Source organism: Falsiroseomonas sp. E2-1-a4, from assembly GCF_051433165.1.
Classification (GTDB): Bacteria; Pseudomonadota; Alphaproteobacteria; order Acetobacterales; family Acetobacteraceae; genus Falsiroseomonas.
This window is the reverse complement of sequence record NZ_JBHMFS010000001.1, coordinates 289,399-311,364: the sequence shown is the minus strand read 5'-3', so window position 1 is coordinate 311,364 and position 21,966 is coordinate 289,399. Positions and strand designations below refer to the sequence as shown.

Annotated in this window: 25 protein-coding genes; 5 read left to right on the top strand and 20 right to left on the bottom strand. The window is 69.3% G+C overall.

From position 1 onward, the window contains the following. Positions 1-15 precede the first annotated feature (15 nt). The 4 genes from ACFHNC_RS01575 to ACFHNC_RS01560 form a co-directional block, all read right to left on the bottom strand. A complete protein-coding gene (locus ACFHNC_RS01575) occupies positions 16-834 on the bottom strand; it encodes an exodeoxyribonuclease III (RefSeq protein ID WP_437167445.1) in 819 nt (272 codons plus the stop codon). 79 nt (positions 835-913) lie between these two features. Continuing rightward, positions 914-1,597, bottom strand: a complete 684-nt coding sequence (locus ACFHNC_RS01570) for a fumarylacetoacetate hydrolase family protein (RefSeq protein ID WP_437167444.1) — start codon at positions 1,595-1,597, stop codon at positions 914-916. Positions 1,598-1,671: 74 nt separating this feature from the next. Further along, a complete protein-coding gene (locus ACFHNC_RS01565; protein ID WP_437167443.1) occupies positions 1,672-2,541 on the bottom strand; it encodes an aldose 1-epimerase family protein in 870 nt (289 codons plus the stop codon). Beyond that, positions 2,538-3,464, bottom strand: a complete 927-nt coding sequence (locus tag ACFHNC_RS01560) for a 2-dehydropantoate 2-reductase (protein WP_437167442.1) — start codon at positions 3,462-3,464, stop codon at positions 2,538-2,540. Before ACFHNC_RS01560 ends, ACFHNC_RS01565 begins: the two co-directional genes overlap by 4 nt. Positions 3,465-3,578: 114 nt before the next feature. Here ACFHNC_RS01560 and ACFHNC_RS01555 point away from each other — a divergent pair, with 114 nt between their 5' ends. After that, the gene (locus ACFHNC_RS01555) at positions 3,579-4,448 is read left to right on the top strand and encodes a class I SAM-dependent methyltransferase (RefSeq protein WP_437167441.1); all 870 of its coding nucleotides are present in this window, start codon (positions 3,579-3,581) and stop codon (positions 4,446-4,448) included. A 4-nt stretch (positions 4,449-4,452) separates the two neighbouring features. Here ACFHNC_RS01555 and ACFHNC_RS01550 read toward each other — a convergent pair whose 3' ends face one another. The 7 genes from ACFHNC_RS01550 to mutM all read right to left on the bottom strand — a co-directional run bounded on the left by ACFHNC_RS01550 (position 4,453) and on the right by mutM (position 10,768). Continuing rightward, positions 4,453-5,274: a DUF4394 domain-containing protein gene (locus ACFHNC_RS01550; protein ID WP_437167440.1), complete on the bottom strand. Its 822-nt coding sequence runs from the start codon at positions 5,272-5,274 to the stop codon at positions 4,453-4,455. 102 nt (positions 5,275-5,376) lie between these two features. Beyond that, a complete protein-coding gene (locus ACFHNC_RS01545) occupies positions 5,377-6,087 on the bottom strand; it encodes an anti-sigma factor (protein WP_437167439.1) in 711 nt (236 codons plus the stop codon). Beyond that, complete coding sequence (locus ACFHNC_RS01540; protein WP_437167438.1) at positions 6,084-6,623, bottom strand: sigma-70 family RNA polymerase sigma factor; 540 nt, start codon at positions 6,621-6,623, stop codon at positions 6,084-6,086. The genes ACFHNC_RS01545 and ACFHNC_RS01540 overlap by 4 nt, the downstream gene beginning before the upstream one ends. 57 nt (positions 6,624-6,680) lie before the next feature. Next, positions 6,681-8,255, bottom strand: a complete 1,575-nt coding sequence (dnaA, locus tag ACFHNC_RS01535) for a chromosomal replication initiator protein DnaA (protein WP_437167437.1) — start codon at positions 8,253-8,255, stop codon at positions 6,681-6,683. A 341-nt stretch (positions 8,256-8,596) separates the two neighbouring features. Next, positions 8,597-8,875, bottom strand: a complete 279-nt coding sequence (gene rpsT, locus ACFHNC_RS01530; RefSeq protein ID WP_437167436.1) for a 30S ribosomal protein S20 — start codon at positions 8,873-8,875, stop codon at positions 8,597-8,599. Between the two features lie 165 nt (positions 8,876-9,040). Continuing rightward, positions 9,041-9,817, bottom strand: coding sequence for an enoyl-CoA hydratase (locus tag ACFHNC_RS01525; RefSeq protein WP_437167435.1), 777 nt, complete (start codon positions 9,815-9,817; stop codon positions 9,041-9,043). A 51-nt stretch (positions 9,818-9,868) separates the two neighbouring features. Continuing rightward, on the bottom strand, positions 9,869-10,768 hold the full coding sequence (gene mutM / locus ACFHNC_RS01520; protein WP_437167434.1) for a bifunctional DNA-formamidopyrimidine glycosylase/DNA-(apurinic or apyrimidinic site) lyase: 900 nt from the start codon (positions 10,766-10,768) through the stop codon (positions 9,869-9,871). A gap of 127 nt (positions 10,769-10,895) precedes the next feature. Here mutM and ACFHNC_RS01515 point away from each other — a divergent pair, with 127 nt between their 5' ends. The 3 genes from ACFHNC_RS01515 (at position 10,896) to ACFHNC_RS01505 (ending at position 12,837) form a co-directional block, all read left to right on the top strand. Next, complete coding sequence (locus ACFHNC_RS01515; protein ID WP_437167433.1) at positions 10,896-11,633, top strand: class I SAM-dependent methyltransferase; 738 nt, start codon at positions 10,896-10,898, stop codon at positions 11,631-11,633. Continuing rightward, the gene (locus ACFHNC_RS01510; protein ID WP_437167432.1) at positions 11,630-12,073 is read left to right on the top strand and encodes a PaaI family thioesterase; all 444 of its coding nucleotides are present in this window, start codon (positions 11,630-11,632) and stop codon (positions 12,071-12,073) included. Before ACFHNC_RS01515 ends, ACFHNC_RS01510 begins: the two co-directional genes overlap by 4 nt. A 173-nt stretch (positions 12,074-12,246) precedes the next feature. Then, a complete protein-coding gene (locus ACFHNC_RS01505) occupies positions 12,247-12,837 on the top strand; it encodes a PEP-CTERM sorting domain-containing protein (protein WP_437167431.1) in 591 nt (196 codons plus the stop codon). Positions 12,838-12,883: 46 nt separating this feature from the next. Here ACFHNC_RS01505 and ACFHNC_RS01500 read toward each other — a convergent pair whose 3' ends face one another. Continuing rightward, the gene (locus ACFHNC_RS01500) at positions 12,884-13,855 is read right to left on the bottom strand and encodes a Bug family tripartite tricarboxylate transporter substrate binding protein (protein WP_437167430.1); all 972 of its coding nucleotides are present in this window, start codon (positions 13,853-13,855) and stop codon (positions 12,884-12,886) included. A gap of 65 nt (positions 13,856-13,920) precedes the next feature. Between ACFHNC_RS01500 and ACFHNC_RS01495 the strand changes: the two genes are divergently transcribed. Beyond that, positions 13,921-14,991: a mandelate racemase/muconate lactonizing enzyme family protein gene (locus ACFHNC_RS01495; protein WP_437167429.1), complete on the top strand. Its 1,071-nt coding sequence runs from the start codon at positions 13,921-13,923 to the stop codon at positions 14,989-14,991. Here ACFHNC_RS01495 and ACFHNC_RS01490 read toward each other — a convergent pair. The 8 genes from ACFHNC_RS01490 to ACFHNC_RS01455 are packed head-to-tail and all read right to left on the bottom strand — an operon-like array spanning position 14,978 to position 21,941. Next, entirely contained in the window at positions 14,978-15,748 is a 771-nt protein-coding gene (locus tag ACFHNC_RS01490; RefSeq protein ID WP_437167428.1) for an enoyl-CoA hydratase/isomerase family protein, read from the bottom strand. The genes ACFHNC_RS01495 and ACFHNC_RS01490 overlap by 14 nt on opposite strands. After that, positions 15,745-16,710, bottom strand: coding sequence for a Bug family tripartite tricarboxylate transporter substrate binding protein (locus ACFHNC_RS01485; protein ID WP_437167427.1), 966 nt, complete (start codon positions 16,708-16,710; stop codon positions 15,745-15,747). Before ACFHNC_RS01485 ends, ACFHNC_RS01490 begins: the two co-directional genes overlap by 4 nt. Beyond that, a complete protein-coding gene (locus ACFHNC_RS01480; protein WP_437167426.1) occupies positions 16,707-17,684 on the bottom strand; it encodes a Bug family tripartite tricarboxylate transporter substrate binding protein in 978 nt (325 codons plus the stop codon). The genes ACFHNC_RS01485 and ACFHNC_RS01480 overlap by 4 nt, the downstream gene beginning before the upstream one ends. Positions 17,685-17,689: 5 nt before the next feature. Beyond that, positions 17,690-18,664: a Bug family tripartite tricarboxylate transporter substrate binding protein gene (locus ACFHNC_RS01475; protein ID WP_437167425.1), complete on the bottom strand. Its 975-nt coding sequence runs from the start codon at positions 18,662-18,664 to the stop codon at positions 17,690-17,692. Between the two features lie 28 nt (positions 18,665-18,692). Then, positions 18,693-19,538 carry an amidohydrolase family protein gene (locus ACFHNC_RS01470; RefSeq protein WP_437167424.1) on the bottom strand — a complete coding sequence of 282 codons (846 nt, stop codon included), beginning with the start codon at positions 19,536-19,538 and terminating at the stop codon, positions 18,693-18,695. Beyond that, complete coding sequence (locus ACFHNC_RS01465; protein ID WP_437167423.1) at positions 19,538-20,143, bottom strand: carboxymuconolactone decarboxylase family protein; 606 nt, start codon at positions 20,141-20,143, stop codon at positions 19,538-19,540. Before ACFHNC_RS01465 ends, ACFHNC_RS01470 begins: the two co-directional genes overlap by 1 nt. Then, positions 20,140-21,342: a CaiB/BaiF CoA transferase family protein gene (locus ACFHNC_RS01460; RefSeq protein WP_437167422.1), complete on the bottom strand. Its 1,203-nt coding sequence runs from the start codon at positions 21,340-21,342 to the stop codon at positions 20,140-20,142. Before ACFHNC_RS01460 ends, ACFHNC_RS01465 begins: the two co-directional genes overlap by 4 nt. Further along, entirely contained in the window at positions 21,342-21,941 is a 600-nt protein-coding gene (locus tag ACFHNC_RS01455; protein WP_437167421.1) for a glutathione S-transferase family protein, read from the bottom strand. The genes ACFHNC_RS01460 and ACFHNC_RS01455 overlap by 1 nt, the downstream gene beginning before the upstream one ends. Positions 21,942-21,966 lie beyond the last annotated feature (25 nt).

Here is a 21,966-nt window from a genome sequence, read left to right as displayed (position 1 = left end):
GGCGTGTTTCTCCCTTCAGGCGGCGATCTCCACCAGCACCGGCACATGATCCGATGCCTGGGTCCAGCCGCGTGCATCCTTCAGCACGGTATGGCCAACCAGGCTGCCGGCGAGGTCGGGCGAGACCCATACATGGTCCAGCCGCCGCCCACGATCCGAGGCCCGCCAATCCGCCGCGCGATAGGACCACCACGTGTACAGCTTCTGGTCCGCCGGGACGAAATGCCGCAGCGCATCGTGCCAGCCGCCCGCCTGCATCATCGCCGTCAGCGCCTGCGTCTCGATCGGCGTGTGGGAGACGACGTCGAGCAACTGCTTGTGCGACCAGACATCATGCTCCAGCGGCGCGATGTTCAGATCGCCGACCAGCACGGCACGGCGAAATCCACCGGCGGCATGGCGCGCGGCGGACCAGGCGGTGGCCTCCGCGACAAAATCCAGCTTGTGGGCGAATTTGATGTTCTTCTCCCGGTCGGCGATGTCGCCGCCGGCGGGGATGTAGAAATCATGCAGCTCCACCGGGCCGCCGGGTGCGTCCAGCTCCACCGCGATGTGTCGGCAATCGCCCTTGGCGCACCAATCCGGGTCCACGCCGTCACGCCGCGTGAAGGGGATGCGCGAGAGGATGGCGACGCCGTTGTAGCCCTTCATCCCGCGCACGGCGCGGTGTTCGTAGCCGAGCGCAGCGACGCCCTCATGCGGGAAGAATTCGTCGGGGCACTTTGTCTCCTGCAAGCAGATCACGTCCGGTGCCAGGGCGGTGACGAGATCGGCCAGCAGCGGCAGGCGCAGCCGGACGGAGTTGATGTTCCAGGTGACGATGCGAAGGGTCATGCGGCCTGCGTTCGAGCTGGGTCAGGTGGCTTGCCCCCACCCCGACCCTCCCCCGTAAGAACGGGGGAGGGGGAATCACTTAGACGATCTTGACGGTCACCGTGCCGACGCCCTCGACCATGCCTTCCAGCAGGTCGCCCTTGTTCACGGCGGCCACGCCTTCCGGCGTGCCGGTCATGATCAGGTCGCCCGGCTCCAGCCGCACCAGGCCGGAGAGGTTGGCGATCACTTCCGGCACCGACCAGATGAGCTTCGACAGATCCGAGGTCTGGGTGACCTTGCCGTTCACCCGCAACTCGATCTTGCCCTTGGAGGGGTCGAAATCGCCGGCCGGCACCAGCAGGCCCATCGGCGCCGACTTGTCGAAACCCTTGCCCATGTCCCACGGGCGGCCGGTCTTCTTCGCCTCGTTCTGCAAATCGCGCCGCGTCATATCCAGGCCGCAGCAATAGCCCCAGACATGCTTCAGCGCATCCGCCTGGCTGATATCCACGCCGCCGGTGCCGATCGCGACCACCAGCTCCATCTCATGGTGCAGGGATTTGCTGGCGGGCGGGTAGGGCATGTCGGCGTCGTTGATCACCACGGCGTCCGCCGGCTTGGTGAAGTAGAAGGGCGGCTCCCGCGTCGGGTCGCTGCCCATCTCGATGGCGTGTTCGGCGTAGTTGCGGCCGACGCAGAAGATGCGGCGCACGGGGAAGGACCCGCCGCCCTTCACCGGGATGGAGGCCTGGGCGAGCGGCGGAATCACGTAGTCGGCCATGCTGGAGCTTTCCTTCGGAACGCGATGCGCCGGACCATACCCCCCCGCCCCCATCGCGCAAGAGGATGGCAGGATCAGCCCAGGCTCACCCGCCACATGAAGCGCCGGCTTTCGCCCGCACCCAGCATCTCCATCCCCGGCTTGGCCCAGATGTCCCCCCAGAACTGCGCCGGATCGGCGTAGCCCGCCCAGGGCTCGATGCAGAGGAACTCGGCGCCGGGCTTCATCCACAGGCCGAGATGCGAGAACCCCTGCCAGGTCACCTCCAGCCCCTTCGTGCCCGGCGCGGCGTAGCGAAGGCGGCGGCTGGCCGGGTTCAGCAGGATGATGGCGGAGGGGCGGAACAGATCCTCCCGCAGCCCGAGATTCCGGCCATGCACCGGAAAGGGTTGCGGCGTGGCGTCGATCAGCCCGTTCTCATCCAGCCGCCAGGCGGGGCCGGATTCCTCCTGCTCGAACTCGATCCGGTGCGCGTTCTTGGCTCCGGCGCCGGGCAGCGGCCAGCGGAAGGCGGGGTGCGCGCCGATGGAAAAGGGCAGCGTGCCCTCACCCGGGTTGTGCGCCGTATGCGTCACGGTCAGCGACGCGCCATGCAGCGCGTAGGCCACCTCCAGCCGGAAGGCAAAGGGGTAGGCGGCGTGGGTCGCGGCGCTGTCCACCAGCAGGAAGCGGCAGCTTTCGGCGCCCTGTTCCAGCAGCTCGAAGCGGCTGTCGCGGGCGAAGCCGTGCTGGCCCATCGGGTACAGCTCGTGGCCGACGCGCAGCGTGTCGTCCCGCACCCGGCCGACGATGGGGAACAGCACCGGCGCATGCCGCGGCCATTCCGGCCCGGCCTGCCACAGGAATTCCTGGCCTGTGGCGTCCCGCAGGCTGGCCAGCTCCGCGCCCTGCGACTTCACCACGACGGTGACCTGGCCGGAGGAAAGGGTGACGCGATCCGTCATGGCAGCCGTCCGGCGGCGCGCCGCTGGTCGTAGGCGCGGGCATGCAGATGGGCCATTTCGTGCAACTCCGCGGGAATGCCGGCGCTGGCTGCGACCGTGGCCAGATAACCAAGAATATGGTCCGCCTCCGTCCGCCCACCGGCTTCCAGATCCCGCAACAGGGATGCGGTGTAGGGGCTGGCGGGGTCGGCGAACAGCATGCGGTAGCTGGCCATGAAGCCGTCCGACATCGCATGGCCCTGCGCCGCGGCGATGGCGGCGTTGCGGTCCAGCAGCGTCATCAAGAAATCCGTGCCGCCGGCGCGGACAATCTCCCCCACGCTGGCGCGCATCAGCACGGTGGCGGCGGCGACGGTGCCGAGATGCACCAGCTTCTCCCACATCCGCCTTTCGATATCCGGCACCGCCTGCGCCACCAGGCCCGGCGCCTCCCCCAGCGCGGCGGCCAATGCGGCAGCGCGGCCATCCATGCGGCCGTCCTGCTCGCCGAAGGTCAGCCAGTGCCAGTCGCCCAGATGCTGCACCACGCCATCCGCCGTCAGCGTCGCGGCGCACTTCGCCAGGCCGCCCCAGACCTGCGCCGGCCCGAAGGCGGCGTTCAGCGCGGCGAGATGCGCCATGCCGTTGAGGATCGGCAGCACGCAGGCACCGGCCTCCACCGCCGGGCGGATGGCGGCGATGGCGCTGTCCAGGTCATAGGCCTTGCAGGACAGCAGCACGACATCGAAGCCCGGCCCGGCCGCCAGCGTGGTCACCACGGGCCGGTTGATATCGCCGAAGGCACTCCGCACCCGCAGCCCATCCCGCGCCAGCACCGCCGCCCGCGCCGGACGCACCAGGAAGGTCACGTCCAGGCCGCGTTCCAACGCCCGTCCGCCGAAATAGCCGCCGAGCGCGCCCGCCCCCAGCACCAGCATCCGCATCCCGAATATATCCCCGATCCGCCCAGGAGAATCCGCATGCGGCGGGGCTTGTCCAGGGCCAATGCTGGTCCTGCGGCGTGGTCCCGCAACGAAAATCGCGGCAGAGTGGCCGCCATGACCGAGTTTCCCGTCTCCTTCCTGCGCTACGCCAGCTTCCTGCTGACCAGCCTGCCGCAGCTTGCTGCCCTGCCGCCGGCCAAAGGCGGGCGGCACCGGGTGCTAGATACCGCGCTGGATGCCGTGGCGGACCGCCCCGGTCTGGGGCTGGAATTCGGCGTGTGGAAGGGCACCAGTCTGCGCCACGCCGCGCGCCGCCAGCCCAGCCGGGCCTTCCATGGCTTCGACAGCCTGCGCGGCTTCCCCGAGGATGGACGGCGCGACTGGCGGATGGATTTCAGCCTGTCCGCCGCGCCGCGCCTGCCGCGCAACTGCACCTTCCATGCCGGCTGGTTCGAGGACACGGTGCCGCCCTTCGTCGCCCGTCTGGATGCGCCGGTGGCGCTGGTGAATCTGGATTGCGACATCCATTCCTCCGCCTGGACCGTGCTGGACGCGCTGGCACCGCATCTGCAGCCCGGCGTCGCGATCCATCTGGATGAGGCGCTGAACTACGACACCTGGCTGTGGAACGAGATGCTGGCGCTGTTCCAGATGCTGGAGGCCACCGGGCTGGGCGTGACCTGGGTAGGCCGCGGCGGCCGCGTGCGCGGGCTGCCGGAGACGCTGGCGATGCTGGAAGCCGGGCGCTACCCCAAGTGGCGGGACGATGTGGAGGCCGGCTATGCGCGCCAGGCCGCCTGCGTGCTGACCGCGCGCTGCGAAGCGCCGCCCCCGGCGGAGGCGGAAGCCTTCGCCGAAAGGCTGGCGGCGCGCCATGCGGCGCATCTCGCCGGCACGCAGGTCCGGCAGGATTGCCACCCGGACGACCCGGCTGCCCCACCGCCGCCACGCAAGCCCGCATGGCGACGGTGGTTGCGCCTGTGACGAATTACCGCATCGCGGCGATATCCAGCACCTCCACCGCCGGCAGGCCGGCCACGGCGCCCAATTCCGTCAGCCTGCCCTCGGCCAGGTCGATGCTGTGCAGCGTGCCGCCAGCCAGCACGAAGCCCCTGTTGCCGCCCTGCCCATCCGACAGCACGTCGAACCCCACCGACACCGGCAGGCTCCTGCCCAGCATGCCCTTCACCTGCTGCACGCCATCATTCGGCGGCGCCTGGAGGTTGTAGCTGCCGAGCAGCGTGTCGATCGTATAGAGCGCCGTGCTCGGCGCGCCCGGCTGGCCAGCCGCCGGCGCCCCGGCGGGCGGGGCCACGCTGTTGGTGTAGGCGCCGGCGGTGATGCGCGGCGCGGTGCCGGCCTGCGGCGAGCCATCCATGTATTTCTGCTGGCCGTCGCGGACCACCTCGCCGGTATCGACGTTCACCCGGAAATTCACCCCGCTCAGGCCCATCAGCCGCAGGCGGTTGGCGACCGGGTTGAAATCCACCACCGCACGCCCGCCGCTTTCGAAGGGCATGTTGAGGCGGGAGAGCTGCGTGGCGCGGCCATCCATCGGGTCGATGGTCACGATCTGCCCGCTTTCCGTCACGCCATACAGGCGGCCATCCTGCGGCCGCTGGTCGATGCCGAGCAGGCGGCCATCGGTGCTGGTGATGCGGATGGGCGCTTCGGCACGGCGGGTTTCGCTGTCGATCCGGACCAGCGTGTTGTCGGCGGTCAGCCCGATCAGGGTCGCGGCCTGGGCGCCGGCGGCGGCGCCAGCCAGCAGGGTGGCAGTGGCCAGGGCGGTGCGAAGGGTCTTCGACATCGGTTTTCTCTCCGTTTCGGGGCATGGCTTGGCGGCCTTGCTGCTGGCGTTACGGAGGATGGATGCGGCTGGATGCAGGGGCGGCAGAAAAAAGCTGCGGCTTCAGCTTCCCGTGGCGGGCGCCAGGCGGCCGATGAACAGGATCGGCCCGGTTGGCCGGCCGATCGGCGATCCGCCCGGCGGTTCCAGCGTGATCTCGATCAGCATCCCCGGGCTCGGGCGGATGGTGCTGGGCGCGACACTGATCCGCCCCTCCGCCGGGATCAGGCCGAGCGAGGTCGGCGCCGTCTCACCCTGCGGCAGCGCCCAGAGCTGCAAGGCGCGGCCAACCGGCGCCGGGCGCGGGTTCAGGGAGGCCAGGCGAATGCCGCCGCCATCGGCCTCCACCAGCCAGGCCGGCTGGTCCTGTTCCGTCAGCAGCACGGTCATCAGCCGCGGCGCCGGTTCCGGCTGCAGCAGGATGAAGGCGGCAAGGCCCGCGGCCAGCGCGGTGCCGCCGATGGCGGTGATCCGCCACGGGTCAAGCAGGCCCGCAACCCAGCTTTGCCGCGGCTTCGCAGCCGGTACCGGGTCCAGCGCCGCCGCAATGCGGTCCCACAGCCCGGGCGGCGGGGCTTCGGGTGGCGCCAGGGCGGTCAGCGGCGCCAGCCTCGCCTCCCATTGCGCCACGGCCTCCGCCAGCGCGGCGTCGGTGGGCAGCGCCGCGGCAACCGCCGCCGCCTGCCGCGCTTCCAGCGTGCCGAGCACGTATTCGGCGGCCAGCGCGTCGCGGTCCTCGGGCGTCATGCCCGGGTTCAGGCTGTGCGGCGTCATGCCAGGCACTCCCGCAGGCGCAGCAATCCGCGGCGGATCCAGGCCTTCACGGTGCCCAGCGGCAGTTCCAGCCTGGCCGAGATCTGCGCATGGCTCAGCCCATGCACGAAGGCCAGCACGATGCCGCGCCGGTTGCGCTCCTCCAGCGTTGCCAGGCACTGGTGCAGGCGGCGACCCTCGGCGCTGGCCGAGACCCGCTCCAGCGCCTCCGCCTCCACCGGCTGGTCGCCGAGCGCGGGATCATCCGTCGGGATTTCCCGCCCGCGTGCGCGTGCCATGTCCAGCGCCGCATAGCGCACGATGGCGGCCAGCCAGGCCTCCGGCGTGCCGCGGAACGGGTCGAATTGGTGCGCGCGGTGGGCGATGCGGAGGAAGGCGTCCTGCAACGCATCGGCCGCCGCATCCCGGTCCCGCAATATGGCGTTGGCCACGCCGAACAGGCGCACGGATTGCCGCTCATACACCGTGCGCAAAGCCTGCCGGTCTCCGGCGGCGACGGCGGATAGCAGCGGGGCGAGGTCCGTGGCGGCGTCCATTGGTCGGGAGAATGACCATGCCGGCGAGCAGCCGGCAACCCACTGTTGGAAGGCTGCCTAGGTTTCCAGCATCCGGCGCAGCAGCTCGACATCCTCGGCGAAGGCGCTGTCGGCCTGCATCAGCTCCGCCACCCGGCTGACGGCATGCATCACGGTGGTGTGGTCGCGCCCGCCGAAGCGGCGGCCGATTTCCGGCAAGGACCGGCTGGTGAGCTGCTTGGCCAGGTACATCGCCACCTGCCGCGGCCGCGCCACCGCCCGCGCCCGGCGGGGGGAGGACATGTCCGTCAGGCGGATATTGTAATGTTCCGCCACGCGCTTCTGGATTTCCTCGATCGTCACCCGGCGGTCATGCGCGCGGAGGATGTCGTGCAGCACCTCCTGCGCGCCCTCCAGCGTTACCGATCGGCCGAACAGGTTGGCATGTGCGATCAGCCGGTTCAGCGCGCCCTCCAGCTCGCGGACGTTGGAGGTGATCTTGTGGGCGAGGAACTCCATCACCTTGGGCGGCACCGGCACGCCCTGAGTCTGCGCCTTGGCCTGGAGGATGGAGATGCGGAGCTCGTAGGTGGTGGCATGCAGGTCGGCGACCATGCCGCAGCCCAGCCGGGTCCGCAGCCGGTCCTCGATACCGGACAGATCGGACGGCGATTTGTCCGCGGATACAATGATCTGCTTGCCGGCATCGACGAGTGCATTAAACGTATGGAAAAATTCTTCCTGCGTATTGTCCTTGCCGATCAGGAATTGCAGGTCGTCGATCAGCAGGACATCGACGGAGCGCAGCGATTCCTTGAATTCCATCGTGCTCTGGCTGCGCAACGCCGCGATGAAGCGGTACATGAATTTTTCCGCGGACATGTACGCAACGGAAAGCGGCGGGCGCCCATCGGCTGCGCCATGGTCACGGATGGCCCAGGCGCTGGCATGCATCAGATGCGTCTTGCCAAGGCCGACGCCGCCATACAGGAACAGCGGGTTGAAGCCCGGGCTGGCCGGGCGCTCGGCCACGCGGCGGGCGCAGGCATAGGCGAATTCATTCGGCTTGCCGACCACGAAGGTGTCGAAGGTGAAGCGCGGGTCGAGCGGCGCGGCCCAGTCGCCGCGGGCATCGCCGGCACGCGGTTCCGCCACGCGACCGAGCGGCTCCGCGAGGCCGGACTGAGCCTCATGCGGTTCCGCGGCCAGATGCCGGGCCGTGATCCGGTTAGGCTTGCCGGCCGTCGCCGCGCCGGAACGCAGCGATTCCGCCACCACATGGTCCTGCGGCGCTGCCTGTTGGCCCTGTTCCGGCCGATGATCCTGGGCCCGGCTATCCTGGGCCGGTCGCGCCTCCGCGACCCGGTTTTCGGGCATGACGCGGAATTCGAGGCGCCGCACCGCCGGCAATTCGGCCTGCCACAAGGCGCGCAGGCGGTCGCCGTAATGGCCACGCACCCAGTCGCGCAGGAAGCGCGTGGGCAGCAGCACGACAACTTCCTCACCCTGCACGGAGGCCAGGGTCATCTGCCGCAGCCAGGTGCGGTATTCGACCTCGCCAACCTCTTCCTTCAGCCTACCCCGAATGCGCGCCCAGACCTCCGCCAACTGGGTGGGAGAGGACGAAGACGACGGGCCGACCGCATGCTCCATGTGATGCACCTGCCAACCTCGTGGGCCCTTGCGGGCGCTGTGCATTTGACCGTTCGGCTGCGGAGAACCCGGCCGGAAAGACGGGCGCGCGGCTCCCGAGGGATGAGCACGCCCATCCGGAAGTTACCGCGACGCGCTTAGTTGGCGCAAATGATTACTGGGGGATTCTGAAAGTGAGGCGGCTGCGGACCAAGTAGTTACCTCAGCGCGACCGACATATCTTACAACAAAAACAACAAGCGGCCCATCATAGTGACAGGCTGCCTGGTGTTTGTATCACAAAAATGGATGTCGGTCCTCGGCAAGCCAGCCCCGCGCTCATGGCAGGGCGACCAACCGGCTCAGGCCTGGGCGGTTGCGCCCAGCGCCTTGATGCGCGCCGAAAGCCGGGACAGCTTGCGGGCTACGGTGTTGTCGTGAAACACGCCCTTGTCGGCGGCGCGCTGCATTTCCGGCTGCGCGGCCCGCAGCGCTTCCTGCGCTACGGACTTGTCACCACCCGCGATGGCCAGTTCAACCTTGCGGAGGAAGCCGCGCACGCGCGAACGGCGCGAACGGTTGCGCTCCGTGCGCTTCTCGGTCTGACGGATGCGCTTGCGCGCGGAAGCCGTATTCGCCATGGCGTCTTTATCTGACCAGTCAAAAGTTACGGGTGCTGGCGGATCGGACCACCAGCGAAGGCGCGGTTACTACCCCTGGTCGCGCCGGAGAGTCAATGCGCGTGAACAGCCGGGGCGCGTGAACAGGCGGGCCGCGTGAACAGGCGGGCCGCGTGAACAGGCGCATCAGCGGTGCCGGAAGACCGGCTTCCGCTTTTCGGCAAAGGCCGCCATGCCTTCCTTCTGATCCTCGGTGGCGAAAAGGGATTGGAACAGCCGCCGCTCCAGCCGCACGCCATCCTTCAGCGTTGTCTCGAAGGCGGCGTTCACCGCTTCCTTCGCCATGGCGACGGAGGGTGCGGACAGGCTGGCGATCTTCTCGCCCAGCTTCAGCGCCTCCGGCAGCAGATCCGCCACCGGCACCACGCGGGCCACCAGATTGGCGCGCTCCGCCTCCGCCGCATCCATCATGCGCGCGGTCAGGATCATCTCCATCGCCTTGGATTTGCCGATCGCCCGCGTCAGCCGCTGGCTGCCGCCGGCGCCGGGGATGATGCCCAGATTGATCTCGGGCTGGCCGAATTTGGCGTTGTCGGCGGCCAGGATCAGGTCGCACATCATGGCCAGTTCACAGCCGCCGCCAAGCGCGAAGCCCGCCACCGCGGCGATCACCGGCTTCTGGATGCGCAGCACGTCTTCCCAGCGCTTGCCGATGAAATCGTCGAAATAGACCGCCGGGAAATCGCGATCCTTCATCTCCTTGATATCGGCCCCGGCCGCGAAGGCCTTCTCGGAGCCTGTCACCACGATGGCACCCACCGCCGGATCGGCGTCGAATGCCCGCAGCGCCTCCCCCAGCTCCGTCATCAACTGGTCGCACAGCGCGTTCAGCGCCTTCGGGCGGTTCAGGGTGATCAGGCCGACGCGGCCCTGAATCTCCGCCAGGATCATCTCATAGGCCATGCGCCGTCTCCCCCATTCCGGCCCAAGCGGTAGCGCAACCGGCCCAGCGGCTCAACGCTGCGTGCGGGCGCAGAAGAAGCTGCTGCGGCCGGATTGCACGATGCGCGACACGCCCGCACAGCCGCTGCCCGGCCCGGGGCAGAGCGGGCAGGGCTGGCCTTCCCGGTCGTAGACGGAAAACCGGTCCTGGAACCGGCCGAGCTCCCCATCCGCCCGCACATAATCCCGCAGGCTGGACCCGCCGGCGCCGATCGCCTCCTCCAGCACCGCCTTGATCGCCGGCGCCAGGCGCCCCGCCCGGGCGCCGGGGATGGTCTGCGCCTCCCGCCGCGGGGAGATCCGGGCGCGGAACAGCGCCTCGGCCACGTAGATGTTGCCCAACCCCGCGACCACGCTCTGGTCCAGCAGCGCCGCCTTGATCGGCGTTTTCTTTCCCGCCAGGGAGGCTGCCAGGCTGGCCGCGGAAAATGCCGGCTCCAGCGGTTCCGGCCCCATCCCGGCCAGCAGCTTGTGCGCGTCTTCCGCCGCGGTCGGCACCAGGTCCACGCTGCCGAAGCGGCGCGGATCGACGAAGCCGACCCGTGTGCCGTCCTCGGTCTCCATCACCAGATGCTCATGCGCCTCCGGCGGCTGGTTGTGGCCGCGCGTGTCAGAGAACACGCCATTCGGCCCCATGAACGGCACCGCCGCCCCCGCCATCGGCCGCGCGACCATGCGGCCCGACATGCCGAGATGGATGAGCAGGCTCTCCCCCGTATCCAGCCGCGCCAGCATGTACTTGCCCCGCCGCCGGAACCCCGTGACCACAGCCCCTGTCAGCCGCCGCGCCAAACCCTCCGGAAACGGCCAGCGCAGTCCCTCCCGCATCGTCTTCGCCCGCGTGATGCGCCGCCCCTCGAGCACCGCCCGAAGCCCCCGCATCACCGTCTCCACCTCCGGCAATTCCGGCATTTTTTCTCCATGCTGCCGCAACCCCTTGGCACAGCGGGGCGCTGGCTTGGACATGGGGACGCACCATCTGTTGTCGTGCGGGGGTCGGCCACTGGCAAGGCACCCGCCGAAAGGGCAGGATGAGGCCATGAGCGACACAACCGATTTCGGCTTCCGCGAGGTGCCGCGCACCCAAAAAGCCTCCCTGGTGCGGGAGGTCTTCGAAAGCGTGGCCCCCCGCTACGACCTGATGAACGACCTGATGTCGCTGGGCATCCACCGCATCTGGAAGCGGATTTTTGTTAATTCCATCGCGGCCTCGCCGCGGGAGACGTTGCTGGACCTCGCCGGCGGCACCGGGGACATTGCCTTCGGGGCGCTCGCCCGCGGCGCCAAGCGCGTCATCCTGACGGATGTGAACCCGGCCATGCTGGAGGTGGCGCAGAAACGGGCGCTGGACCGCGGCATCACCACCGGCCTCGACTTCGCCGTGGTGGATGCCGAGCACATCCCGCTGCCTGACCGGTCCGTGGAAAAGGTCTCCATCGCCTTCGGCCTGCGCAACTGCACCGACAAATCCGCGGTGCTGCGCGAGGCGCGGCGCGTGCTGCGCCCCGGCGGCCGCTTCCACTGCCTCGAATTCTCCAAGGTGGCGATCGAGCCACTCGCCAAGGTCTATGACGTCTGGTCCTTCAAGGTGCTGCCCGAGATCGGCGCCCGCGTGGCGCAGGACCGCGACAGCTACGAATACCTGGCCGAATCCATCCGCCGCTTCCCGGACCAGGACACGCTGGAGGACATGATGCGCGATGCCGGGCTGGAACGCGTGGCGCATCGCAACCTCTCGGGCGGCATTGTCGCCATGCATTCCGGCTGGCGCCTGTGAATCCGGCGCGGGACCCGGATTTCCGGTCCCGCATCCAGGCCGCCTTCGCCGCCCAGGGGCTGATGGCCACGCTCGGCGGCCGCCTTGTTCTGGTGGCGCCCGGCCGTTGCGAAATCGACGCTGATTTCGCCCCCGGCCTCACCCAGCATCACGGCCTGTTCCATGCCGGCGTGCTGACCACCCTCGCCGACAATGCCTGCGGCTTCGCGGCGATGAGCCTGCTGCCCGCGGGCGGCGAAGTGCTGAGCGTGGAGTTCAAGGTCAGCTTCCTCCGCCCCGCATCCGGCCTGGTGGCGGTGGCGCGGGGGGAGGTGGTGAAGCCTGGCCGCACCCTCAGCTTCTGCCGCGCCGATGTCTTCGTGCGTGATGCGGCCGGCTCGGAAACCCTGGTCGCCACCATGATGGCAACGATGATGGCAGCAGAGCCGGACCGGCGCTGAGGCGCCACGGACCTGTCGGCAGATTTGACGCCCCGCCGCCCAACTCGGCATGGGGGCCGCAGAGGACAAATAATGACAAAACATATCAAAGGCTCGTTGGAACCCTAACAGCAGGCACGGATCTTGCTGTCTGTCCTCTGCCCGAAGTGGCACACAAGAGAGGACCCATCGAGATGAGCACTCCTTCAACCTTCCTGGCAGCCGCCGCCCTGGCCGCGGGCCTTGCTCTCGCCGCCGGCCCCGCCAACGCCGCCATCATCTACGCCGGCAATTTCACGGGCAATGAATGCGGCGGCCAAGGCGGTTTCAGCAACTGCTACGCCACCACCACCGGCACGCAGCAGGGCGCCACCCCCGGCGCCTCACCCGCCATCTACAAGCGCGAAGCCGGCGGCGGGCAGGACATCAGCAGCCAGTTCCCGACCATCAACGGCAGCGAGTTCGAGGTCAGCCTGAACAACCTGACCAACGTCCTCAGCTTCAACTACAACCCGGGTGCCGGCGATCCTGAGATCCACTATTTCGCCATCAAGCAGTCCAACGGCTTTGCGTTGTTCTATGACCTGACGACGGCGATCACCTCGTTCTCCGCCAATCTGACCACCTACTTCCCGGGTAATCCGGGCTTCTCCCACATCACCTTCTTCGACACTACGGGCCGCACGCCGCCGACCCCGGTGCCAGCGCCGGCCAGCTTTGCCCTGTTTGGCGCCGGGCTGGCGGGCCTCGGCCTGGCGCTCCGCCGGCGTCGCCAGACGGCTTGATCGCGTCCCAGATGCGGGCTGCGCCAAACGGCGCAGCCCGAACGCTTCAGTTCAGCCGCAGCCCAATGCGGCGGATCACCGGCTCCCACGTCGTTCGTTCCGCGGCCAGATACTGCGCCAGATGCGCTGGCCCGCTGCGCGCCGGCTGCGCGCCGATCCGCGCGAGGGCGGCACTGATCTGCTCATCGCCCAGCGCCTCCGTCAGCGCCGAAGCCATGCGCTGCAGAATGGCATCCGGCGTGCCGGCCGGCGCCAGCAGGGCCTGGAAGTTCCGCACCACCAGCGCGGGAAAGCCCAGCTCCGCCGTGGTCGGGATGGTGGGGGCGAGCCGCGAGCGCGTACCGGCGGTGATCGCCAGCGCCCGCACGCTGCCCGATTCCAGCAAGGGCAGCAGGGCGGAGATATCGCCGAACAGCGCATCGATCTTGCCGCCGATCAAATCGGGCAGCGCCGCGCCGGTGCCCCGATAGGGCACGTGTTCCATCTGGATTCCGGCCAACTGCCCCAATAGTTCCATCGCCAGGTGCGGCGTCGTGCCGATGCCGGCCGAGCCGAGGTTCAGCGCCCCGGGCCGCGCCTTGGCCAGCGCCACGAAACTTGCCAGGTCGGTCGCCGGCAGCGCGTTGGTCACGGCCAGGATCTGCGGGCTGTCGGCAATCAGCGCCACCGGCGCCAGCGCCTGCAACGGGTCTGGCGCATCCGCCGCGCCGGCGGCGGGCGCGATGACCAGCGGGCCGGGCGAACCCACCAGCATGGTGTAGCCATCCGGCCGTGCCGCCGCGACGATGCGTGTGCCGACCAGCCCGCCCGCCCCAGCGCGATTTTCCACGATCACCGGCTGGCCAAGCGTGCGGCGCAGCCCCTCCGCCAAGGGCCGCGCCACATTGTCCACCGGCCCGCCGGGCGCGAAGGGCACCACCAGGGTCACCTGCCGCTGCGGCCAGCTTTCCTGCGCCCGGGCCAAGCCAGGCGTCGCCAGTGTCGCCGCCAGCAGCATGCGTCGTGTTGTCGTGATCATGTTGTTCCTCCCTCTTCACGCGTCGCGCCATGGCTTACACATTCGGCGAAACAGGAATGCCCGCCATGCGCATCGCATCGATCGAAACGCTTCCCTGCGTGCAGCGCCAGGAAGATCCCAGTTGGAATTTCGCCCGCGGTGCGATTCCGGAAGTACGCGGCTGGATCATCCGCGTGCGTGACACGGATGGCGCGGAGGGTTTTGGCTACGGCCACGCCATGGCGCTGGTCACCGGGCTGCCCGAGGCCTTGCCGCATGCCGTCGCGCATTACGCGAAGCTGCTGAATGGCCGCCCGCTGGCGGATCTCGCCGCGCATGCGGAGGCGATGGGCCATGCGTTGGTGCACGCACCGGGCGCCCGCGCCGGGGTGGAGATGGCGCTGCATGATCTGCTGGCGCGGCGCCTGTCCACGCCGCTGGGTACCCTGTTCGGCGGCCGATTCCGCGAGACCATTCCCTGTGCCCGGCTGCTGGCCCTGAAACCGCCGGAAGGCATGGCCCAGAAGGCCGCCGCGCTGGTGGCGGAGGGCTACCGCGCGCTGAAGGTGAAGTTCAGCGGCGACCCGGCGCTGGATGCCGCGCGGCTGGCCGCGATCCGCACCGCGGTGGGGCCGGATGTCCGCCTCTCGCTCGACCCCAACCAGGCCTATTCCGCCAAGGGTTTTCTCAAATTGTTCGAGCGCATCTGCATCCACGACATCGCGCTGGTCGAACAGCCGGTGCCGGCGGCGGATTGGGACGGGCTGGCGATGCTGACAGCGCGGCTCGGCGTGCCGGTGGAGGCGGATGAAAGCGCGGCGTCGCTGGCCGATGTCGCTCGCCTCGCGCAGACCCGCATGGTGGATGTGATGAACCTGAAGCCCACCAAGATCGGCGGCATCCGCGACACGCTGGCCGCCATCGCGATCTGCGAGGCCAGCGGCATCGGCGTGCGTTTCGGCGCCAGCTTCGGGCCGGGCCTGTTGCAGGCCTTCACCAGCCATCTGGCGGCCTCGCTCAAGCGGATAGAGCATTCGTCCGAACTCGCGGAACACGCCCATCTTCTCGATGATCCCTTCGCGCCCTATCCGGTGGTGGATGGCGGCGTGGCCGTGCCGGATGCGCCCGGCACGGGACTTTCGTTCAGCGCCCCTTGAAGACGGGCTTCCGCTTCTCCGCGAAGGCGCGCAGCGCTTCCTGCGTGTCTTCGGTGGAGGCCAGCGCCACGGTCTGCGACTGCTCGAAGCGATAGCCATCATGCAGCGGCAGGTCTTCCGTTACCTGGAAGCTCCGCTTCGCCGCCCGCACCGCCAGCGGCACCTTTTGGGCGATCTCCGCCGCGATGCCCTGTGCGGCTTCGACAACCTTGTCGCGCGGCACGCAGACGGAAGCGGCGTTCATCCGAAACAGCTCCGGCCCGGTGATGCGGCGCGCGGTGTAGATCATCAGCCGCGCATCGGACTCCCCCAGATGCCGCCGCACATGCTTCACGCCCCCGGCGAGGCCGACATCGACCTCGGTCATCGACATGAAGCTTTCTTCCGCAACCACCAGAATGTCGCAGCACAGCGCCAGCACGCAGCCGGCGCCGATGGCAGCACCGTTCACCGCGGCGATCACCGGCTTCTCGCATTCCAACACGCAGTCGAATCCGGCGCGCACCAGGCGGTTGTGGCGTGGGAAGGCGCCGGGCGCGCTGCGGTCCGGCCGGTCCTTCAGATCCGCCCCGGCCGAGAAGGTTTTGCCCGCGCCGGTCAGCACGATGGCGCGCACATCCTCGCGGTCATGCAGTTCGTCGAAGACGCGGATGATCTCGTCGCGGAACGCACCGTTCTGCGCATTCACCGGCGCGCGGTCGATGGTGACCGTCGCGACGAAATCCGCCACATCCAGGCGCAAGGTTGAATAGCTCATTCCACGCGTATCCCTGCCGCCTCGATCACCTGTCTCCACCGCGCGCTTTCCGCGCGGATGGTCGCCGCAAGCTGCTCGGGGGTGGAGGGCGTCGGCTCCTCCCCCAGCGCTTCCATCCGCGCCCGGTATTCGGGGCGGGCGAGGATGGTCTGCACCGCCTCGCTCAGCTTCGCAACGACAGCCGCCGGCGTACCGCCGGTGGTCGCGATGTAGTTGAAGGGCGCGGCATCGAAGCCGGGCAACGTCTCCGCCAGCGCCGGCAAGTCAGGCGCCTGCGCCGAACGCTGCGGCGTGGTGACGCCGAGCGCGCGCAGCTTCCCGTCCCGCGCCTGCGGCAGCAGGATCGACAGCGTATCCAGCGCCATCGTCACCGTGCCGCCCATCAAATCGGTCAGCGCGGCGCTGGTACCGCGATAGGGCACGTGGGTGATGTCGATCTGCGCCAGGAACTTCAGCATCTCCCCCGCCAGGTGGGAGGAGGAGCCGACGCCGGATGAGGCGAAGGTCAGCACCCCCGGCCGCGCCTTCGCCAGCGCGATCAGCTCCGCCAGGTTGCGCGCGGGAACGCCCGGGTGCACCGCCAACAGGTTCGGCGCGCGCTTGATACCCGATACGGGGGCGAAATCCCGCACCGGATCATAGGGCACGCTCCGCATGAGATACGGGTTCACGATCTGCGGCCCCGGCGTGCCATAGAGCAGCGTATGCCCATCCGGCGCAGCGCGCGCCACCGCCTGTGCGCCAATGGTGGCGCCGCCGCCCGGGCGGTTCTCCACCACCACGGGCTGGCCGAGCACCGCGCCCAACGGCTCCGCCAGCATCCGCGCGGAGGCATCGGCCGACCCGCCCGCCGCGAAAGGCACGATCAGGCGCAGCGGCCGGTTCGGGAAGGGCTGCTGTGCCATGGCTGGCGATGCCAGCAGTCCGGCAAGGCCAAGCGTTGTGCGGCGGGTGAGGGTCATTCGATGGTGATCCCCTGGGCGGCGATCACGCCACGCCACCGCGCGATCTCCTCCTGCACCATGGCGGCCAGCGCGGCGGGCGAGCCGCCCAGCGGCTCCGCCCCGAGCGTTGTGAAGCGGGCGCGGACGCTTGGGTCGGCCAGCACCTTGTTCATCGCGGCATTCAGCACGGCAATGGCCGCGGGCGGGGTGCGCGCGGGCAACAGAAGGTAGTTGAAGGAGGCGTCATGGAAGCCCGGCAGCGTCGCCGCGATCGGTGGCAGATCCGGCGCCGCCGATGCCGGATCGCGGGTGCTGACCGCCAGGGCACGCAACCGGCCATCCCGCACCAGCGGCAACAGAGCCGCGGCGGTGTCGAGCGTCATATCCACGCGGCCAGCCATCACGTCCTGCACGCCGGGCGCGGTGCCGCGATAGGGAACATGCAGCAGCTCCACCCCCGCCAATTGCGCGAACAACGCACCCGCGAGATGGGCGGAGGACCCGATGCCGGAGCTGGCATAGGTGATGCCCCCCGGGCGCGCCTTGGCCAGCGCGATCAACCCCGCCACGCTTTGCGCCGGGCTGTCGGGCCGCACCACCAGCAGCTTTGGCGCCCGCATCAGCGCAACCAGCGGCGTGAAATCCGCCTGCGCGTCATAGGGCATGTTCCGCATCATCAGCGGGTTCAGGATTTGCACCGGTGGCGGCGCGTAGAGAATGGTGTGGCCATCCGCCGGGGCCCGCGCCACGGCAATCGCACCCACGGTATTGGTGCCGCCCGGGCGGTTCTCCACGATCACGCTCTGGCCGAGCTCACGGCCCAGCGGCTCGGCGATGATGCGTGCCAGCGTATCCGCCGTGCCGCCGGGCGCCAGCGGCACAATGATGCGAATCGCACGGTCCGGCGCCCAGCTTGCCTGGGCCTGGGCCTGGGTGCCAAGGGCCAGGCCGCCGGCGGCGGCGGCGGCGGCCAGAAGCGTTCTGCGGTTCATGGCGCTCAATCCAGGGTGATGTTGTTGGCGCGCACCACTTCGCTCCAGGTGGCGGAGGTCTGGCGGATGAAATTCGCGAAATCCGCCGGGTTGCTGCCAACCACGCGGCCGCCCTGGTTGATCAGCGCCTGGCGCGTCTCCGGATCCGCCAGCGCGGCCTGCGCGGCACTGGCCAGCGCGGCCAGGCGATCCGCCGGGATGCCGGCCGGGCCGAGCAGGCCGTACCAGGTCTCACTGATCATGTCCGGCACGCCGGCCTCGATGGCGGTGGGCAGGTCCGGCATGATGCCTAGCCGCTCCGCGGAGGTGACGGCGAGGGCCGGCACGGACCCGGCCCGCACATGCGTCAGCAGCGCCGGCACGTCGGCGGCCAGGATCTGGATGCGCCCGGCCAGCAGATCCGTCACCGCCGGCGCCGCGCCACGATAGGGGATGTGGACGATGTCGATGCCCGCGCGGATCTTCAGCAACTCGCCCGCCATGTGCAGCGAGGAGCCGACCCCGGCGGAGCCGAAGGAAAGCGCGCCCGGCCGCGCCTTGGCCATCGCCACCAGCTCCGCGAGGTTCTTTGGGCCAAGATTGGGTGCGATGGCGATGATCTGCGGCACGGCCAGCACCTGGCTGATCGGCGCCAGATCCTTCTGCACGTCATAGGGCATGCTGCGCTGCAGATGCGGCAGGATGACGATGGCGCCGGAGCTGGCCATGACGATGGTGTGCCCATCCGCCCGCGCCTTCGCCGCCGCATCCACGCCGATGGCGCCGCCGGCGCCGGCGCGTGAATCCACCACGATCGGCTTGCCGAGGCGCTCCGACATCACACGCGCCGTGACGCGCGCGATGAAATCGGCCGGGCCGCCGGCGGCGAAGGGCACGATCATGCGGATCGGCTGGTCCGGGAAGGTGGATTGCGCGCGGGCCATCTGCGGCAGTGCGGCCAATCCGAGGGCACCGAAAGCGCTGCGACGGGTGATGTTCATTGTTGTTTCCTCCATGTCGTTGTTGGTGTCAGTTGAAGCCGAACAGCTCCCGCGGGTTTTCCGCCAGGATGTGGCGGGCGAGCGTGTCGTCGCCCAGCCAGTCGAGAAACAGGTCGAGCATCGCGCCCGCATCCGGCGCTGGTGCCATCCGCACATAGGGCCAGTCCGAGCCCCACAGCAGGCGATCCGGATTGGCCGCGACCAGCGCATCCTGCAGCGGCCGCAGGCTGTCGGCCGGTGCACCGCGCTGCACGCGGCACAGCGTGATCTTCACCCAGATGTCGCCAGCCCGCAGATGGTCCAGCACGGTGCCGAAGGCCGGGTCCGCCGCGCCATCCGGCATCGCCAGATGGTCCAGCACCAACGGCACGCCGAGCGGTGTCAGCGCCGGCAGCAACTCGGCGAATTGCGCGGCGCTGGCCCAGAGATGCGCCTGCCAGCCCAGCGCGCGCAGCCGCGGTGCCAAGGCGCGCAGTGCCTCCACGCCGATGCTGCCGGGGTAGCGGCCGCCACCGTTGGGGGCCTGCATCTCGACGAAGCGCAGCGCCCGCACACCGGCCTCATGCCATTCGGTGAGGGTGGCATCCGTCACCGTCTCGTCCGCGCTCATCACGCCGCGCAGCGTGCCGTTGCTGCGCGCCAGCGCATCCAGCAGGCAGGCGGCATCGCGACCGTAGGGGGCGGGCTGCACCAGCACGGCGCGCGGCGTGCCGATGGTGGCGCGCATCGCTTCATGCGTCGCGAGGTCCGCGCCGGGCAGCGCATAGGGCGCCGGGCCGGCGGGGAAGCGCGCATCGAAGACATGCGTGTGCGTGTCGCACGCTCCCGCCGGCACCGCATGGCGCGGGCGTGAGGCGGCGGGGGCCTCCACCATCACGGGGCCGTCCCGGGGGCGGCTTCCGGCAGGGTGAACAGCCCATGTTCCGGCGCCGTCAGCGGCGGTGCCTCGCCATCCGGCAGCGGCACGCCATGCGCGTTCAGCGTCATGGACACCATGGTGTAGTAGCCGACCAGCGCCGTCAGCTCGACCACGCCCTTGACGCCGAAGGCCTCCACCGCCGCGTGGTAGATCGCATCCGGCACGCGGCCATCCTGCTGCAGCGTGCGGGCGAATTCATAAACCAGGCGCTCATCCGCCTGGTCGAAGACCGGCGGGCGGCCTTCGCGCATGGCGTCCAGGATGCCGGGCGCGATGCCGTTCTCCGCCGCTGTGCGGGCATGGACGAACCACTCCACCTGCGCGCTCCAGCGCCGGCCGGTGACGCAGATGGCAAGTTCGGAAAGCCGCTTCGGCAGGCTGGTGGAAAAGCGCAGGGACTCGCCCAGCGCGGACCAGCGCCCGGCGAGGTCCGCATTGTGGATGGCCGCCCGCAGCGGGCCGATCACCTGGCCGCGTGGGCCGGAGACCACCTTGTCCCAGACTTCGCGCTGCGCCGCGTCCAGTTCGTCGCGGCCGGGCAGGGGAATACGAGGCTTCATGTCACGCCACTTTCGGCCAGGGCCGCACGCGCGGCGTCATCCAAACCCAGTTCCGCCAGAACCTCCGCCGTGTGCTGGCCGAGCAGCGGGGGCGGGCGGTTGAACTCCAGCGGGGCATCCTGCAGGCGGATCGGGCTGACCACCTGCTTCACGCTGCCATGCGGATGCGGCAGGTCGCGCAGCATCTGCCGGTGCACCACCTGCGGGTCCGCGAAGACATCCGGCACCGTGTTGATGGGGCCGCAGGGCACCCCGGCCGCATCGAGCAGCGCGGTCAATTCGCTGCGCGTGAAATCGGCGAAGCGTTCGGTCAGCAGCGGCGTCAGCAGCAATTCATTCTTCACGCGGTCGGCGTTGCGGATGAAGCGCGCATCCGTTGCCCAGTCCGGCCGATCGATTGCCTGGCACAGCTTCGCAAACTGCCCGTCATTGCCGACCGCCAGCACGACAAAACCATCCGCCACCGGGAACACATCCTGCGGCTGGATATTCGGGTGCCGGTTGCCGGCGCGGGCCGGCACGCGGCCGCCGACGAAATGGTTCATCGCCTGGTTGGCCAGGAAGGCCGCCTGCACGTCCAGCATCGCCAGGTCGATGGTCTCGCCCTGCCCCGTCTCCGCCCGCCGCGCCACGGCGGCCAGGATGGCGACGGTGGCGTACATGCCGGTCATCAGATCCACGATCGGCACGCCGACTTTTTGGGGGGGCGTTTCCGGCGCGCCGGTCACGCTCATCAGGCCGCCCATCGCCTGGATCATGAAGTCGTACGCCGCCTGGTCACGGCGCGGGCCATCCTGGCCGAAGCCGGTGATGGAACAGCAGATGAGGCTCGGCTTGAGCGCACGCAGGCTGGCGGCGTCCAGCCCATAGCGGGCCAGCGCACCGGCCTTGAAATTCTCCACCACGATATCGGCGGTCTGCGCGATCTGCCGCACCACCGCCTGGCCCTCGGGCCGCGTGATGTCGATGGTGACGGAGCGCTTGCCGCGGTTGACCGCCAGGAAATAGCCGGCTTCCTTGGTGGCATTGCCCTCCGCATCCTTCAGGAAGGGCGGCCCCCAGGCGCGCGTGTCATCGCCAGCGCCGGGGCGCTCGATCTTGATGACGTCGGCACCGAGATCGGCCAGCACCTGGGTCGCCCAGGGCGCCGCCATGATCCGGCCGAGATCCAGCACGCGAAGATGCGACAGCGGCCCCATCAGGCGTCCACCACCTGGGTCGCCAGCATCGAGGGGCGCTGCGCGAAATCCGCATGGAAGGAAGCGAAGCGCGGGCAGGTGGCGCGCCAATCGATATCGGCGAAGCGAAAATCAAGATAGCTGCCGAGCACGCCGAGCGTGATCTTCGCTAGCCCCATCGGCATCGCGTCGATCTCGGCCTCCACCGCCGCCAGCGCTGCCTGCGCCTTTACCGCGAAGGCGTCGAGCAGTTCGGGCATCGGGTGCGGCTTGTCACGCTCATTCCGCCACAGGATCAGCAGGTCCAGGAAGCCGGTCGCCAGGGCGTGGCGGCGCAATTCCTGCCAGCGCGCCGGGCCTTCGGCCGGGATCAGCCGCGGGCCTTCATGCAGCGTGTCCAGGTATTCGCAGATGACGAAGCTGTCGTAGAGAACGCTGCCATCATCCAGGCGCAGCGTCGGGATCTTGCTCAGCGGGTTCTCCGCCATCAGCGCCGCGTGCGGCTTGGTCATGGCCACCACGGTGCGGGTCGTGGTGATGCGATCGGCCAGGCCGGTCTCATGCGCGAAAACCATCACCTTGCGCACGAAGGGTGAGCGCGGCGACCAGTGCAGCAGCATGGACACAGTTGTTTCCCCCAAGCGT